The sequence below is a fragment of the uncultured Algibacter sp. genome (assembly GCF_963976535.1).
Taxonomy (GTDB): domain Bacteria; phylum Bacteroidota; class Bacteroidia; order Flavobacteriales; family Flavobacteriaceae; genus Algibacter_B.
In genome coordinates this window covers 126,988-141,312 of record NZ_CAXBLF010000001.1, presented here as the reverse complement: position 1 = coordinate 141,312, position 14,325 = coordinate 126,988, and the positions used below count along the sequence as shown (strand labels likewise).

The following is a 14,325-nucleotide window of genomic DNA, read 5'->3' as shown; positions in this document are numbered from 1 at the left end:
ATTCGTTGATTTTAATTAGAAAAGTTGCAAATATACAATCTGCGCATAGGGGTTGTCAAGTAAATACGTGATTATTATTCAGTTATTTCAAAACCAATGGACTCTAAATCGTTCCAAAAGGTTGGATAAGACTTTGAAACCACCATAGCATCTTCAATAACAATTGAAGTTTTTAACGCTAAAGGCGCAAATGCCATTGCCATTCTATGGTCGTTATACGTTGAGATGGCCTCCCCTAGCCCCTCCGAAGGAGGGGAACTCATTCCTCCTGAAAAAAGTTCATTTGGTTTTAAATGCAAAGATTTATCTGTGATTTCGACCTCGCCTCCTAACTTTTCAATTTCTGTTTTTAAAGCTACAAGTCTGTCGGTTTCTTTAATTTTAAGTGTGTGTAAGCCTGTTAAATCGCATGGCATTCCTAAAGCAAAACAAGTTACTGCAATGGTTTGTGCAATGTCTGGAGCGTTTTTTAAATCTAGATTTAGAGGTTCTAAACTTGATTTTTCCTTTTTTAGGGTCAATTTGTTTTCACTAAAACTAGTAGAAACGCCAAAATGTTTGTAAATATCCACTAAAGCAGAATCGCCTTGAAGTGAATGTTCCTTGTAAGATGACAAAGTAATTACTGTCCCAACTTCACTTAAAGCTACAATACTAAAATAATAGGAAGCTGAAGACCAATCAGACTCTACTGTTAAAGTTTTTGGTTTTAAAGGTGTTGTATTTGGTTTTACTGCAATAACGTGGTCTATAAACGATGATTCTACACCAATCTCATCCAATAAACTTAATGACATGTTTATATATGGAATGGATGTGATTTCGCCTTCAAGAGTTAATTCTAATCCGTTTTCGAGTTTTGAAGCTATAAGTAATAATGCAGAAATATACTGACTACTTACATTAGCTTTTAAAGACACTTTGTTTTTGGTAAGCTTTTTTCCCTTTATTTTTATTGGAGGAAAGCCTTCATTTTCTTCATAGCTTATTTCTGCTCCTAATTCTTGTAACGCTTCAACCAAAATTTTAATGGGGCGTTCTTTCATTCTTTTGGATCCTGTAAGCATTGTTTCTCTACCTTCTTGAATTGAAAAATAGGCGGTTAAGAAACGCATAGCAGTTCCTGCGTGATGGATATTTACAGCCTCTGATTGTGAACTTAATGCATTAGTCATTAAATTACTATCATCAGAATTTGAAACATTTTCTAGTTTAAATTCTGGATATAATGCTTGTAATAATAATAAGCGATTAGATTCACTTTTTGAACCTGTTATTGTAATTTCAGATTTACGATTTACTATTTCTGATTTATGAAGTGTAATACTACTCATTGTAAAAATGTCTTGCTTCTTAAAGCTAGCAAATTTACTTTAATTTTTCGTTATTATGATGCCTATCGTGGTCGCGTTTTGCTTTCTTATCCATTCTTTTATCAAAAGCTTTTTGTAGGTCTACATCTGTTTGGTTTGCTAAACATAATAGTACAAACAGCACATCGGCTAATTCTTCACCTAGGTCTTTATCTTTATCGCTTTCTTTTTCACTTTGCTCGCCGTAACGTCTGGAAATAATTCTAGCTACTTCACCTACTTCTTCTGTAAGTTGTGCCATATTGGTGAGTTCGTTAAAGTAACGTACACCGTGTTCTTTTATCCAATTATCTACTTCTTTTTGTGCGTTTTGAATGTTCATTTAAATTTTTTTAAAGTACCTAAAATTAATAAAATAAGTAAGGATGGAAAAACAATATACTTTATTTCACTTAAAATAACTTGCATTCCCCAAGCGGAAAAAAACTTTTTTATTCCTAATGGTGACACCAATATTTCTCTAAAGGAAAAGAAAAATCTATCATTATTGAATGGTATAAAAAACCCGACACCTAGACCTCCAGAGGTCATAGCATCAAAAATTCCGTGTGATAGGGTTGATAGAAAAATAACCGAAAACCAGATTAATTTATTCTTTTTACCCATAGTAAACATTAAAACTAATGCCCAAAGAAGAGCAAAAAGAATGGAATGTGTAAATCCGCGATGTCCTAAAGGATGTTGATAAGCTATTCCTAATTTAAAAGCAATAACATCAAAATCGGGTAAAATTGCAGAAAATATAGCTGCTAATAATAACCATTTCGTCTGTTTATTATCAATGAGTTTTGTTATGGTAAACCCCACAACACCATGACCAAATATGGATGCCACTATATTTTGCTTTTAGTATCTATAATTATTGTTACTGGTCCATCATTTAGTAAATCTACTTTCATGTCTGCACCAAACTGCCCTGTTTGTACTTTTTTGTCTAAGTCTTTTTCCATTTGATTTACAAAATTTTCGTAAAGCGGAATAGACACATCAGGCTTTGCCGCTTTAATATAACTTGGACGATTTCCTTTTTTTGTTGAAGCGTGAAGTGTAAATTGGCTTACCACAATAGCATCACCATTTACATCTTTTAATGAATGATTCATGACTCCGTTTTCATCTCCAAATATTCTTAAATTCACTATTTTGTTTGAAAGCCAATTAATATCCTTTTGAGTATCATCATCTATAATACCTAGAAAAATTAAAAGCCCACTTTTAATAGAAGCTACTTTTTTATCTGCAATGGTTACACTTGCTTTAAACACTCTTTGAATAACTACTTTCATAAGCCCCTAAATCCCCAAAGGGGACTTTTTGATTCGGTATATAATTATATTCTTATTTTTAAACCTACTGAGTTTTTGAAACCTTGCAGGATGCGTTTTTCCCCTTCGGGGAAATGCCCATAGGACAATGGGGCTTTTTACTCCCAAATATCTGTTCGGTAATGCTCATCTTCGCCTTCTAACATTTGCAAATAACTTCTGTAACGCGAATATGCAATCTCATCATTTTCTAATGCATCTTTTACAGCACATTTAGGCTCTTTCACGTGCAAACAATTATTAAATTTACAATCTTGTTTTAGCTTGAAAATTTCAGGAAAATAATCACCTATTTCTTCTCTTTCCATATCAACAATACCAAACCCTTTTATTCCTGGTGTATCTATAATTTTTGCATCGAAACTTAAATCGAACATTTCTGCAAAAGTAGTGGTATGTTGACCTTGACTATGTTGCGTGGAAATTTCTTTGGTTTTAATGTTTAAAGAAGGCTCAATAGTATTTACAAGTGTAGATTTACCAACCCCTGAATGACCAGAAAACATACTTGTTTTATGAAGCATCAAAGCCTTAACTTTATCTACGTTTTTACCCGTTGTTGCTGAAACACCAATACATTCATATCCTATTTTCCTATATATATGCGCTAAAAACCTAACTTCATTTAAAGTATCTTCATCATAAGTATCAATCTTATTAAATAACAAAACGGTTTTTATAGAATAGGCTTCCGCGGTTACTAAAAATCGGTCAATAAAACTGGTTAACGTTGGTGGATTATTAATAGTAATCATCAAAAAAACCTGATCTAAATTAGCCGCAATAATATGAGTTTGCTTAGATAAGTTTACAGACTTTCTAACAATGTAGTTTTTTCTATCATGTATCTTATGAATAACTCCAGTTTCGGCATCGTTATCCGTTTCTAATTCAAAATCTACAACATCGCCAACAGATATTGGATTGGTACTTTTTATACCTTGCATACGGAATTTCCCTTTGATACGGCATTCATAAGTATAACCTAAATCGGTTTTTACCGTGTACCAACTTCCTGTAGATTTATAAACGTGTCCAGTCATAAGATTTCTTCAAAAATAGCTTAAAATAATTATTTTAAACGTACGAATAGACATATATTCGTTGTCAAATTTTAAAACCTCAACAACATGAAAAAATTATTAACATTAGTCTTCATCTTTTCAATTATTTTTAGCTTAACTGCACAAACAAAATTATATGTACATCCTGATGCTGACGACTATGTTGCTAAAACTAAAACAATTGCAATATTACCTATGAAGGTTCAAGTGAAATTAAGACCAAAAGAACTTAAAGATTTTACTCCAGAACAAATAATTGATATGGGTAAAAATGAATCATTAGACATTCAAAAAGGTATGCATACATGGTTTTTAACTAGAAAGAAAAGAGGGTCTCTACTAGTGGATGTACAAAATCCATCAAGAACAAATGCTCTATTGAAAAAAAATGGGATAGACATTCATTCCTATGATGAATATTTACCTAGTGAGTTAGGCGAAATTCTAGGAGTTGAAACTATCATAACTGGCAGTTACGAGACATCTAAACCCATGTCAAATGGTGCTGCTATAGGACTTGCTGTATTAACAGGAGGAATGTTCGCAACAAATACAGCTACTATGAACATGGACTTTATGAGTACAACTGATGATGAATTAGTGGTTAATTATTTGAAAAAAATTAAAGGATCTCTAGGTTCTGATGCGCAAGATTTAATTAATGTTTTAATGAGAAAAGTTTCTAGACGCATACCTTATACCAAATAAAAAAGTATATTTAATAAGAAAATGCCTCACTAAAGCGAGGCATTTTTTATTTAATATATTGAATAGATTACCCATTAATAACTTTCTCTTGATGATTAATTGATTCTTGATGAACCGCCTTAAACATCTTTAAAATAAACTCTTCACTTAATCCGTGCTGCTCGCCTTCTAAAACCATTTTACCTAAAATCTCATTCCAACGTTTAGATTGTAAAACTGCCACGTTTTTTTGCTTTTTAAGTGCCCCTATGCCATCAGAAGTTTTCATACGTTTTCCTAATAAGTCGATAATTTGATTATCAACCACATCAATTTGCGCTCTTAAATTGTCTAACGCACTGGTATATTCCGCTTCAGCGTTAGATTCTTTTCTTATTTTTAAATCCCTCATAATTTGTACTAAAGTTGATGGCGTTACCTGTTGCGCGGCATCACTCCAAGCATTTTCAGGATCATAATGTGTTTCAATCATTAAACCATCAAAATTTAAATCTAAAGCAATTTGAGATACATCAAAAATCATATCTCTTTTTCCTGTAATATGCGACGGATCGTTAATTAAAGGAATATCTGGAAATTTATTTTGAAACTCTATAGCCAATTGCCACTCTGGAGTATTTCTGTATTTTGTTTTTTCGTAAGTTGAAAACCCTCTGTGTATAGCTCCAATATTTTTAACACCAGCCTTGTAAATTCTTTCAATCCCTCCTAGCCATAATGCTAAATCTGGATTTACAGGGTTTTTTATTAGCACAGGCTTATCAGTACCTTGTAATGCATCTGCTATATCTTGCATAATAAAAGGACTAACGGTAGAACGTGCTCCAATCCAAAGTAAATCTACATCATGCTCTAAAGCTAATTTTACATGTGCTGCATTTGCAACTTCAGTACAGGTTTTCATACCTGTTTCAGCCTTCACTTTTTGCAACCATTTTAAACCTAATGCGCCTACACCCTCAAACATACCCGGACGCGTTCTTGGTTTCCAAATACCCGCTCTAAAATAGCTTACATCGGTATCTTTCAATTCGTGAGCAATTTTTAATACTTGCTCTTCAGTTTCTGCACTACATGGACCTGCAATTACAAGAGGGTGATCTAATTTTAAATCATCTAACCAGGTTCTCATTTCTTTCTTGTTTTCCATTTTTCCTTAATATTTAGCCGCTTAAGCCATTCCTTTTACTATTTATTTTTTACTGTTTTATTATCTTAAAAAGCCTCCCCTAGCCCCTCCAAGGGAGGGGAACACTTACTCAAACTTTTAATAAGAGTGAGCGTTCCTCCTCTTTGGGGAGGTTAGGTGGGGCTTCCTATACCGTTCAATATATCTTTAATATGATTGGTGTTTTTCATCTCATCATAAATCGCTTCAAAATTATCGTCTTTCATCAACTCTTTAAAATGGTTGAGATTGCTTATATACTCTTCTAACGTTTCAATAACATTAGTCTTGTTTTGCTTAAAAATAGGCGTCCACATTTCAGGCGAACTTTTCGCTAAACGCACCGTAGAAGCAAATCCACTGCCAGCCATATCAAAAATATCACGCTCGTTTCTTTCTTTCTCAATAACTGTTTTTCCTAACATAAAAGCACTAATATGTGATAAGTGTGACATGTAAGCGATGTGCTTATCATGATCAACAGGATTCATATAACGAATGCGCATTCCAATATCCGTAAACAACTTTAATGCTTTTTCTTGAAGCTTAAACGTTGTTTTTTCAACTTCACAAACAATATTTGTTTTTCCTCGAAACAAGCCATCAATAGCCGCTGTTGGTCCCGAATGTTCTGTACCTGCAATAGGATGCATCGCTAAAAAATTTCTTCGCTTCGGATGATTTTCAACTGCCTTACAAATATCTTCTTTGGTAGAACCTGCATCAACAACTAAACCTGTATCAGATATTTTATCTAAAATTATTGGCAATAATTTTACTGTAGCATCAACAGGAATTGAAACAATTACCAAATCAGCATTTCCAATATCATCTAAAGTCGCCTTTTTATCAATGATCTTTAACTCCAAAGCCTTATCAAGGGTAGAATCTTTTCTGCTAATACCATGAATAATCACATCTGGATTATTCTTTTTGATATCAATAGTAAGACTACCTCCTATTAAACCGACTCCTATGGCGTATATATTTTTCATTCCTCTCCCTAACCCTCTCCAAAAGAGAGGGGACTTTTACGATTAAATTACTTAACTACTATAGTATTACTCATTTTACTTTTTTATTCACAACAACTGTAAACTGCGACTGCGACTGCCAACTTTATTTCACCCGCGCAATCGCTTCTTCTAAAACTTCAGTTGATGCACACAAGGAAAACCTGATATAACCTTCTCCTTGAGTTCCAAAAATGGTTCCTGGTGTTATAAAAATATGATTCTCCTTTAACACCAAATCGATAAATTCTTCAGACTTTAAATATGCTGGTAATTTTGCCCAAACAAAAAGCCCGGATGCATCCTTATCATAAGTACAATTTAGCGCATCGGCTAATTGCCAAACTAATTTTCTACGTTCTTGATACACATTATTCAATGTAGCAAACCACATATTTGAACATTTCATAGCTTCAATAGCTCCTTTTTGAATGCCGTAAAACATACCAGAATCCATATTGCTTTTTACTTTCAAAATATTATTAAGATGCTCGCTAGCGCCCATTACCATACCTACACGCCAGCCTGCCATATTAAAGGTTTTGCTTAAAGAATTCAACTCTAAACACACATCTTTTGCGCCCGCAACACTTAAAATACTTTTAGGCGAATCGTTTAATATAAAACTATATGGGTTGTCATTTACAATTAAAATATTGTGACGCTTTCCAAAGGCTACTAATTCTTCAAAAACAATTTTACTTGCTTTTGCACCTGTTGGCATGTGCGGATAGTTAACCCACATCAACTTCACCTTACTTAAATCTAAGCGGTCTAAGGCTTTAAAATCTGGCATCCAATTGTTCGCGGCATCAAGTTCATAAAGCACCCCTTTTCCACCAACCAATTTTGTTACGGATTGATACGTTGGGTATCCTGGATTTGGAATAAGTGCTTCATCGCCTTCATTTAAATAGGCCATGGAAATATGCATAATCCCTTCCTTACTTCCCATTAATGGTAAAATTTCTGTACCTGAACTTAAGTTTACCGAAAAATGTTCTTTGTAAAACTTTGATATCGCATCTCTAAGTTCTGGAAGTCCTTGATAGCTTTGGTATTTATGAGCAATAGGATTTTCAAAACTTGCAGTAATAGCAGACAATACCTTTTTTGGTGGTTGCAAATCTGGGCTACCAATACCCAAATTAATAATAGGCTTGCCACTTGCCAAAAGCAAATTTACTTCTCTTAATTTCTTTGAAAAGTAATATTCCTCAACAGTTTGCAATCTCTTAGCTGCCTCAATCATAGCTTCGCATTTTTATATTCTCCTAACACTTTAAATTCTTCACCCATAATATCTATAATAGACTTTGCTTTGTTGAAATCTAAGTAATTTTCAAAAGTAACATCAACAAAAAAGGCATACTTCCAAGGTGTTTCAACAATTGGTAAGGATTGGATTTTTGTTAAATTCAGTTTACAATCGCTCATCACATTTAAAATAGTGGCTAGACTTCCGCGTTTATGGTTGGCTTCAAACTTAATTGATGCTTTATTAATTTCGTTTTCTGGCACTTCAGAATTGGTCCGTTTAACAATTACAAAACGAGTTTCGTTATGCTTAATCGTTTGTATACTATGTGCCAAAATATCTAACTCAAAAATTTCAGCAGCCGTAACACTCGCAACAGCACCAATACCAGTTAGTTTTTTTTCTTGAATACGTTGGGCTACTTCAGCAGTATCTTTATCTTCAACTAATTTGATATGCGGATGTAATTTAAAAAACTCTTTACATTGTAATAACGCCATTGGATGCGAATACACTTCCTTAATATCAGCAATACTTTGATTTGACAAAGCCATTAAATTATGCTGAATATCTAAATAATGCTCGCCAACTATATGCAAACCATACTTATCAATCAACGCATAATTTGGAATTATAGAACCTGCAATAGAATTTTCTAAAGCCATAATTGCAGCGTCGCATGCCTTAGTAATTAAGGAATCCACAACCTTATCAAACGTCATACACTCAATAACATCAACTGGTTTACTAAAAAACTCTTGAGATACTATGTGGTGGAATGACCCTTTTGCTCCTTGTATGGCTACTGTTTTTATCAAAATTTAGTTTAAAATTTAAAAATATTTTTGTTCCTATTCAATGTATTAACGGCTAAACAAAAAAAAGTCTCGATTTTCATCGAGACTTATAATGTTAATTTATGTTTTAAATTATACACACAACGCCTCGCTCCTTTTGCTAAAAAAGAAATAAAACCAATTGTTAAAATATGTATAATGTACTGTCATCGTAATAATTGAGTGGCTAAAGTAATTAATTATTTAAGAAATCAAAATACTATAAAACCTTTTTTTTATTTTTCTGAAAAGTTTTAAAGATTTTATAGTAAATCACATATTACATTGGATAATCATTATTTTTGAGCAAACTATTTTACATATGTCTATTGAAGTTGAAGGAGTATCAAAAATTTACGGCAATCAAAAAGCGTTAAACAATGTGTCTTTTAAAATTGATACGTCAGAAATTGTTGGTTTCTTAGGTCCAAATGGCGCAGGAAAATCAACCATGATGAAAATATTAACCACTTACTTAAAGGCTAATGAAGGGCAAGCTAAAGTAAATGGTTATCATGTGGACACCAATTCAAAAGAAGTGCAACAAAGTGTAGGCTACCTTCCAGAACACAATCCTTTATATTTAGAGCAATACGTTAAAGAGTATTTAGCATTTAACGCAAACATTTACGGAGTAAGTAAACAACGCATAAATGAAGTTATTGAATTGACTGGACTAAGGCCTGAATCTCATAAAAAAATTGGTCAACTCTCAAAAGGATATCGCCAGCGTGTGGGTTTAGCAAATGCTTTGTTACACGATCCTGAGGTTTTAATTTTAGATGAACCTACCACGGGTTTAGACCCAAATCAACTTATTGATATTCGCAACTTAATTAAATCTGTTGGGAAAACAAAAACGGTATTTCTATCAACTCATATTATGCAAGAAGTTGAAGCCATGTGCGACCGTGTCATCATTATAAGTAATGGTAAAATAGTTGCAGACAAAAAATTAAAAGACCTTAGAGACGAAAAAGAACAAGTGGTGATTGTTGAGTTCGATTACCGTGTAGAAGATGCTTTTTTACTCAAACTTCCCAAGGTAAAAAAAGTAGTGAATAGTTATGATTTTGTTTATGAAATCACTTTTAAAACTTCTGATGATATGCGCTCTTATGTTTTTGATTTTGCACATGATAATCAATTGAAGATTCTTCAACTTAATCAGAAGAATGCAAGCTTAGAAACTTTGTTCAGAGAATTGACTTCTAAATAGTGTCTGGACGGAAACACAGCAAAATTAAATTTGTTTCTTTTTGCGCCCTATCAGTTTATTTTTAATCGCTTGATACTAAGGTATCAACTCATAAAAACTAAACAAAAATGACATCAAAAATAATTCAAATTATAAAAATCGTCTGTTTCCGTCCAGACACTAAATAACAAGAACCATATCATTATCATTTTCTAAGTTTTTCAATTTTATATTGAATTATGACAAATATCATCATACTCAAACCTATAAGACATTAATTTTGCATTGTTAAAAAGTAAATAAGCATAGTAAACTTGTAATAAAAATGAGCAATAGCTATCTTTGTAACTCTACAAAAACACTAAAATGAGTAAAGGAATTTATGTAGCGACAATAGAACCTAATAGTGGTAAATCTGTTGTTGTACTTGGGCTAATGCGCATGCTATTAGGTAAAACTGCCAAAGTAGGATACTTTAGACCTATTATTGAAGACATCAAAGTTGGTGAAATGGATAACCATATTAACACCGTGGTATCTTATTTTGAAATTGACATTAATTATAAAAAAACCTATGCTTTTACAAGAAGCCAGGTTCTAGATTTATATAACAAAGGAAAATCTGGTGATGTTATAGACCATATCATCAAGAAATATAAAAAATTAGAAGAAAAATTTGATTTTATTTTAGTAGAAGGAACCGATTTTTCACATGAAAATTCCAGCTTAGAATTGGATATTAATCTGTTAATTTCTAAAAATTTAGGGTTGCCATCCATAATTGTTTCTCAAGGTGATGGAAAATCACTATCTGAAGTAGTTGATAATGTTCAGTTGGCGCACGATACTTTTAAAGAAGAAGTAGATGTGCTGTCTATAATGACCAACAAAATCAATCCTGCTGAAGTATCAACTTTAAAATCGCTATTAACAGCACGTATAAATAGTGGTACAGATATTACTGTAATTCCGAAAATTAATAGTTTAGCAAGCCCTACCGTTAAGGAAATTTTAAAAAAATTGAAGGGAAATATTCTTTTTGGCCATGACATGCTAAATAACCAAGTTGATAATTTTAATGTGGCTACCATGCAACTCCGTAATTATCTTAACCAATTAAAAGACGATTGTTTGGTAATATCAGCAGGAGACAGGGCCGACATTATTTTAGGCTCACTTCAAGCCAATATATCCAAAAACTATCCAAAAATTTCTGGAATAGTTTTAACTGGAGGATTAATGCCTGAGGAATCCATTTTAAAGCTTATAGAAGGACTATCAAGTATAGTTCCAATTATTAGCGTTAAAGGAGGGACCTTCTCAGTCGCCAATGAAATAGGTAAAATTAAGTCTAGAATCTATGCTGAAAATATCGAAAAAATCGAGACCTCAATTGCAACCTTTGAAAAGCATGTTGATACAGATAAACTAGCCAACGATTTAATCACGTTTAAGTCAGATATATTTACTCCAAGAATGTTTCAATACAATTTGTTACAACGTGCCTTAAAGGATAAAAAACATATTGTGCTGCCTGAAGGTGATGATGAAAGAGTTTTAAAAGCTGCCGCAAGATTAATTGATGCACATGTAGTTGATTTAACTTTAATTGGTGAAAAAGAAAAAATTAAAGAGCGCATAGAACGCTATGACATTTCTTTAGATATTAATGACGTTAATATCGTTAACCCAATTGAATCGCCTCACTTTGAGGATTACGTAAATACATTTTATGAATTAAGAAAGCATAAAGGTGTAAACTTAGATATGGCTAAAGACACGATGACAGACGTATCGTATTTTGGCACCATGATGATTCACAAAGGGCATGCAGATGGTATGGTTTCAGGTGCTGTACATACTACAGCGCACACTTTGCGTCCTGCTCTACAATTTATAAAGACCAAACCTGGCGTTAACATTGTATCGTCAGTATTCTTTATGTGTTTAGAAGATCGCGTTTCCATTTTTGGAGATTGCGCTATTAATCCAAACCCTAATGCAGAACAATTAGCTGAAATTGCTATTTCATCAGCAAAAACTGCCCAAGATTTTGGTGTTGAACCTAAAGTAGCTATGTTATCTTATTCTTCCGGAGCCTCTGGTAAAGGTGAAGATGTTGAGCGTGTTAGAAAAGCAACTGAAATTGCAAAAGCAATAAACCCCGATTTAAAAATTGAAGGGCCAATTCAATATGATGCTGCGGTTGATATGCGCATTGGCAAAAGTAAATTACCAGATTCTGAAGTTGCAGGACAAGCGAGTGTATTAATTTTTCCTGATTTAAACACAGGAAATAATACCTATAAAGCAGTACAGCGTGAAACTGGAGCTTTAGCTATTGGCCCAATGCTTCAAGGTTTAAACAAACCAGTAAACGATTTAAGTAGAGGATGTACTGCTGATGATATTTATAGCACTGTAATTATAACGGCAATTCAAGCTCAAGACCTCTAATATATGCAAGTACTTGTTTTAAATTCAGGAAGTTCTTCCTTAAAATTTCAATTGTTTTCAATGCCAGAAAAAAAGATTCTTTGTTCTGGTTTAATTGAGCGTATCGGGTTCGATGACGCCAAATTTATATTCAAAACTGATAAAGATACTATTGAAGTTGTTGAAGCTATTCCTAACCATAAAGTTGGTTTAGAATTATTATCTAAACAATTATTGGATAAAGATACAGGTATTATTAAATCCGCAGACGCGATTGATATTGTGGGACATCGTGTGGTTCATGGTGGAAAGCATTTTAGTAATACCACTGAAATAACCGAGGCTGTTAAAGAAAAAATTAAAGCACTGTCTTCGTTAGCACCTTTACATAATCCTGCTAATTTAGAAGGGATTGAAGTTGCTGAAACCATATTTCCAAAAGCTAAGCAAGTAGCCGTTTTTGATACAGCTTTTCATCAATCTATCCCTGAGCATGCTTATAAGTATGCCATTCCAAATGAATTTTTAGAAAAACACAATATTCGTTTGTATGGTTTTCATGGAACCAGTCATAAATATGTTTCAGAAAAAGCTATTGACTATTTAGGTATAAAAAATTCAAAAATCATCACCATTCACTTAGGCAACGGTTGTAGTATGACTGCTATTAAAAATGGAAAAAGCATTGACCATACGCTAGGTTTTTCTCCAGTAAACGGACTCATCATGGGTACACGTTCTGGAGATATTGACCAATCAATTATATTTTATTTAGCTAAAAAGTTTAATTATAGTTTAAATGAAATCAACAATATTCTTCAAAAGAAAAGTGGTATGTTGGGCTTAACTGGGTTTAGTGATTTAAGAGATATTCAAGCTGAAGCCGAAAAAGGAAATAAAGATTGTCAGCTTGCTTTACAAATGAATGCATATCGCATAAAAAAGTACATTGGCAGTTATGCTGCAATAATGAACGGATTAGATGCTATTGTTTTTACTGCTGGTATTGGTGAGAATTCGCCCGAAATGAGACAACGTGTGTGTGAAGACATGAACTACTTAGGCATTACTCTTGATATCAACAAAAATCAAGTAAGACCAGATAAATTAACCGTTGTTAGCACTGATACATCAAAAGTAAAAGTAATAGTAATCCCAACAAATGAGGAGTTAGAAATTGCAAAACAGTCGGTAGATTTATTCGAAAATTAATCGCCCTCTATAAACTTCTTCAACATCAATAATTGGTGGTACATTTACTGAAATAACATTTCCTATTCCAGAAATTATACCCTTAATTTCTTGTTGCGGATTTACAATCATGTCGTTTGAGCCTCTGTTGGATACAGTTACCCTTTGAGCAACTAAATTTCGTCCTTCAAATCGGGAGGTGCCTGCTGCAAATACTATATTCAAATTGTCTGTTTGCCCAGAAATGTAACAGACAGATAGATTATTAAATACCAATCTAAAACTAGCATTGTCAATTTGCAATTTAAAATCACCCACGTTAAAAGCTCCAGGAATACCAAAATCTTCAGATAAAACTGTTAAACTAGGATAGCTTAAAACACCATCAGAACTTATGTCATATTGTGTTGAACTTCTTATTTCAGTAATATTAGGCGATGTTATATATATTTTAGTAATACCATAATCTCTAACATAATTACAAGTATTATTATCAGTTAAAGTCAATCTGCCATCAACAACATCAGCAATAACATCATTAATCAAATTCTTGCCTGTTTTAATAATCACACTTTGGGGACCTCCTTCTTTAATAATTAACTCAATATCTCGATTCACTAAAATTTTATCAAAACTAGGAAGGGTTACCTCCTGTTGCATAATAGGTCCAGCCTTTTGAAAACAATCACCAGCATCTTCACTATCGCAAGCGATAATTAAAAAAAGAACTATAATGTATTTTACTATTCTCATTT

General features: G+C 33.0%; 14 protein-coding genes. 4 read left to right on the top strand and 10 right to left on the bottom strand.

Translation table 11 applies throughout. The features are described 5' to 3' along the window. Positions 1-74: 74 nt before the first annotated feature. The 5 genes from AAC024_RS00610 to rsgA all read right to left on the bottom strand — a co-directional run bounded on the left by AAC024_RS00610 (position 75) and on the right by rsgA (position 3,741). The gene (locus AAC024_RS00610; protein ID WP_339893173.1) at positions 75-1,334 is read right to left on the bottom strand and encodes a 3-phosphoshikimate 1-carboxyvinyltransferase; all 1,260 of its coding nucleotides are present in this window, start codon (positions 1,332-1,334) and stop codon (positions 75-77) included. Between the two features lie 34 nt (positions 1,335-1,368). Then, complete coding sequence (locus AAC024_RS00605) at positions 1,369-1,695, bottom strand: nucleotide pyrophosphohydrolase (RefSeq protein WP_339893172.1); 327 nt, start codon at positions 1,693-1,695, stop codon at positions 1,369-1,371. After that, positions 1,692-2,207: a metal-dependent hydrolase gene (locus AAC024_RS00600; RefSeq protein WP_339893171.1), complete on the bottom strand. Its 516-nt coding sequence runs from the start codon at positions 2,205-2,207 to the stop codon at positions 1,692-1,694. Before AAC024_RS00600 ends, AAC024_RS00605 begins: the two co-directional genes overlap by 4 nt. Further along, positions 2,207-2,659, bottom strand: a complete 453-nt coding sequence (gene dtd, locus AAC024_RS00595) for a D-aminoacyl-tRNA deacylase (RefSeq protein WP_339893170.1) — start codon at positions 2,657-2,659, stop codon at positions 2,207-2,209. Before dtd ends, AAC024_RS00600 begins: the two co-directional genes overlap by 1 nt. A 137-nt stretch (positions 2,660-2,796) precedes the next feature. Then, positions 2,797-3,741, bottom strand: coding sequence for a ribosome small subunit-dependent GTPase A (gene rsgA, locus AAC024_RS00590; RefSeq protein ID WP_339893168.1), 945 nt, complete (start codon positions 3,739-3,741; stop codon positions 2,797-2,799). An 87-nt stretch (positions 3,742-3,828) separates the two neighbouring features. Between rsgA and AAC024_RS00585 the strand changes: the two genes are divergently transcribed. After that, positions 3,829-4,470: a hypothetical protein gene (locus AAC024_RS00585; RefSeq protein WP_339893167.1), complete on the top strand. Its 642-nt coding sequence runs from the start codon at positions 3,829-3,831 to the stop codon at positions 4,468-4,470. Between the two features lie 67 nt (positions 4,471-4,537). Here the strand turns inward: AAC024_RS00585 and AAC024_RS00580 are convergent, their stop codons facing one another. The 4 genes from AAC024_RS00580 to AAC024_RS00565 form a co-directional block, all read right to left on the bottom strand. Next, positions 4,538-5,620, bottom strand: coding sequence for a bifunctional 3-deoxy-7-phosphoheptulonate synthase/chorismate mutase type II (locus tag AAC024_RS00580; RefSeq protein ID WP_339893165.1), 1,083 nt, complete (start codon positions 5,618-5,620; stop codon positions 4,538-4,540). Positions 5,621-5,772: 152 nt separating this feature from the next. Further along, positions 5,773-6,633, bottom strand: a complete 861-nt coding sequence (locus AAC024_RS00575; RefSeq protein ID WP_339893164.1) for a prephenate dehydrogenase — start codon at positions 6,631-6,633, stop codon at positions 5,773-5,775. A 124-nt stretch (positions 6,634-6,757) separates the two neighbouring features. Then, on the bottom strand, positions 6,758-7,903 hold the full coding sequence (locus tag AAC024_RS00570; RefSeq protein WP_339893162.1) for an aminotransferase class I/II-fold pyridoxal phosphate-dependent enzyme: 1,146 nt from the start codon (positions 7,901-7,903) through the stop codon (positions 6,758-6,760). Beyond that, positions 7,900-8,727, bottom strand: a complete 828-nt coding sequence (locus AAC024_RS00565; protein ID WP_339893161.1) for a prephenate dehydratase — start codon at positions 8,725-8,727, stop codon at positions 7,900-7,902. Before AAC024_RS00565 ends, AAC024_RS00570 begins: the two co-directional genes overlap by 4 nt. A 340-nt stretch (positions 8,728-9,067) precedes the next feature. Between AAC024_RS00565 and gldA the strand changes: the two genes are divergently transcribed. The 3 genes from gldA to AAC024_RS00550 all read left to right on the top strand — a co-directional run bounded on the left by gldA (position 9,068) and on the right by AAC024_RS00550 (position 13,591). Further along, a complete protein-coding gene (gene gldA, locus AAC024_RS00560) occupies positions 9,068-9,964 on the top strand; it encodes a gliding motility-associated ABC transporter ATP-binding subunit GldA (protein ID WP_339893159.1) in 897 nt (298 codons plus the stop codon). A 345-nt stretch (positions 9,965-10,309) separates the two neighbouring features. Then, on the top strand, positions 10,310-12,400 hold the full coding sequence (pta, locus tag AAC024_RS00555; RefSeq protein WP_339893158.1) for a phosphate acetyltransferase: 2,091 nt from the start codon (positions 10,310-10,312) through the stop codon (positions 12,398-12,400). A gap of 3 nt (positions 12,401-12,403) precedes the next feature. Beyond that, positions 12,404-13,591: an acetate kinase gene (locus AAC024_RS00550; protein WP_339893157.1), complete on the top strand. Its 1,188-nt coding sequence runs from the start codon at positions 12,404-12,406 to the stop codon at positions 13,589-13,591. Here the strand turns inward: AAC024_RS00550 and AAC024_RS00545 are convergent. Next, the gene (locus tag AAC024_RS00545) at positions 13,577-14,323 is read right to left on the bottom strand and encodes a head GIN domain-containing protein (RefSeq protein ID WP_339893156.1); all 747 of its coding nucleotides are present in this window, start codon (positions 14,321-14,323) and stop codon (positions 13,577-13,579) included. The two genes, AAC024_RS00550 and AAC024_RS00545, sit on opposite strands and share 15 nt — an antisense overlap. Positions 14,324-14,325: the final 2 nt, after the last annotated feature.

Coding starts and splice junctions, on each gene's coding strand:
- AAC024_RS00610 (WP_339893173.1), bottom strand. CDS start 1,334: ATGAGTAGTATTACACTTCATAAATCAGAAATAGTAAATCGTAAATCT.
- AAC024_RS00605 (WP_339893172.1), bottom strand. CDS start 1,695: ATGAACATTCAAAACGCACAAAAAGAAGTAGATAATTGGATAAAAGAA.
- dtd (WP_339893170.1), bottom strand. CDS start 2,659: ATGAAAGTAGTTATTCAAAGAGTGTTTAAAGCAAGTGTAACCATTGCA.
- rsgA (WP_339893168.1), bottom strand. CDS start 3,741: ATGACTGGACACGTTTATAAATCTACAGGAAGTTGGTACACGGTAAAA.
- AAC024_RS00585 (WP_339893167.1), top strand. CDS start 3,829: ATGAAAAAATTATTAACATTAGTCTTCATCTTTTCAATTATTTTTAGC.
- AAC024_RS00580 (WP_339893165.1), bottom strand. CDS start 5,620: ATGGAAAACAAGAAAGAAATGAGAACCTGGTTAGATGATTTAAAATTA.
- AAC024_RS00575 (WP_339893164.1), bottom strand. CDS start 6,633: ATGAAAAATATATACGCCATAGGAGTCGGTTTAATAGGAGGTAGTCTT.
- AAC024_RS00570 (WP_339893162.1), bottom strand. CDS start 7,903: ATGATTGAGGCAGCTAAGAGATTGCAAACTGTTGAGGAATATTACTTT.
- gldA (WP_339893159.1), top strand. CDS start 9,068: ATGTCTATTGAAGTTGAAGGAGTATCAAAAATTTACGGCAATCAAAAA.
- pta (WP_339893158.1), top strand. CDS start 10,310: ATGAGTAAAGGAATTTATGTAGCGACAATAGAACCTAATAGTGGTAAA.
- AAC024_RS00550 (WP_339893157.1), top strand. CDS start 12,404: ATGCAAGTACTTGTTTTAAATTCAGGAAGTTCTTCCTTAAAATTTCAA.
- AAC024_RS00545 (WP_339893156.1), bottom strand. CDS start 14,323: ATGAGAATAGTAAAATACATTATAGTTCTTTTTTTAATTATCGCTTGC.